Source organism: Acinetobacter sp. YH16038, from assembly GCF_013417275.1.
Taxonomy (GTDB): Bacteria; Pseudomonadota; Gammaproteobacteria; order Pseudomonadales; family Moraxellaceae; genus Acinetobacter.
Genome location: NZ_VPEG01000159.1, coordinates 1 through 1,311 on the forward strand (window position 1 = coordinate 1; position 1,311 = coordinate 1,311).

Below are 1,311 nucleotides of genomic sequence, written 5' to 3' on the forward strand. Positions count from 1 at the left end.
TCCGATGCGGCGCACTAACCATCGAAACCTCGTGAATGTCGGTATCCTGTCTGGCAGGATACCGCTCATTTCCCTTGTTCAGTTCATCGCCGTCGCCGAGCATCTGAATTTTCGGCATGCGGCCAAGGCACTTGGTATCAGCCAGTCGAGCGTCAGCGCGCGTGTGAAAGCGCTGGAGGATAACCTTGGTGTCCTGCTATTTGAGCGCCATGCGCGGGGCGTTCGGCTAACAGACGCAGGCAGGCACTTCATGGAGCGTGTCACGGCGGGTGTCGATCAACTCGATCACGCAGTGAAGACCGCAGGCATGACAGCTCAAGGAGAATACGGCCGGCTTCGCATCGGCATCCATGCCTTAATCCCACGCAGCTTTCTCACGGAGCTGATCCGTCATTATCGGGAAGAACATACGGGCATTGAGGTTGAGATCACCGAAGGCACAGCCCGCGATGCGGTGATGCAGCTTCGTGCTGACCAGCTCGACGTGGTGTTCGTCGCGGGCAAGCCCGAGATGCCCGACTGCCATACCCGACCGATCTGGACCGAACCGCTGGTGGCCGTGCTATCGGATGGGCATCGCCTCGCCGGGCAGTCCGCAATCACTTGGTCCGATCTGGTCGGCGAGACTTTCATTGTTCGCTATGGTGGCACCGGCCCGCAGGTCCATGACCATATCGTGCTGCGCCTTGCCGGGCGTTGGCCCGCACCGTCGATCCGGCGCTTTGATGTGGGGCGCGACACGCTGCTATCTATGGTCGGACAAGGCTTCGGCATCACTATCGTCGGCGAGGCAACGTCATTGTTGCCGACGACCGGCATCGTCTTCCTGCCCTTCCTCGATGAACCGGAGCCGGTTGCCTTTACAGCCGTCTGGTCGCCGTTCAATCGCAACTCCGCACTGAAAAATCTACTCAACCTCGCAGGCAAAATGAAGCGTGACGGCGATTCGCCCAATCGTTTCCTGGATGGCACTCGACCGGCACGATAACGGCACAGGCGATCCATCCTATTTGCCGCCGATAGTATCCGGCAGCCCTCCGGCATCCTCTTTCCTGTTGCCCGTCCCGATTTTGCCTACTCTCTGATCGGCTCCGTCTCTTTTGCCGACTGGAGCCTGCATTGCGCGGAGGCCGAATCCTTTGGGGTCAGATCGCCGTAGTCATCACCATCGTTCTGGTGATGACACTGAGAAATTTGACGATAATCAAAATACTGACCTGCAAAGAAGCGCTGCATACGTCGATAAAATGATTGTGGTAAACACTTGATGGGCAAGGCTTTAGATGCAGAAGAAAGATTACATGTTTGCTT

General features: G+C 57.4%; 1 protein-coding gene and 2 pseudogenes. 2 read left to right on the forward strand and 1 reads right to left on the reverse strand.

Going from position 1 to position 1,311, the window contains the following annotated elements; translation table 11 throughout:
• Nucleotides 1-4: 4 nt before the first annotated feature.
• Nucleotides 5-304, forward strand: a pseudogene (locus FTV34_RS18115) (LysR family transcriptional regulator); the annotation flags it as partial.
• A gap of 3 nt (nt 305-307) precedes the next feature.
• Nucleotides 308-988 carry a LysR family substrate-binding domain-containing protein gene (locus FTV34_RS17515; RefSeq protein ID WP_109354582.1) on the forward strand — a complete coding sequence of 227 codons (681 nt, stop codon included), beginning with the start codon at nt 308-310 and terminating at the stop codon, nt 986-988.
• A gap of 197 nt (nt 989-1,185) precedes the next feature.
• Here the strand turns inward: FTV34_RS17515 and FTV34_RS17520 are convergent.
• Nucleotides 1,186-1,311 (reverse strand): annotated as a pseudogene (locus FTV34_RS17520) (IS4 family transposase); the annotation flags it as partial.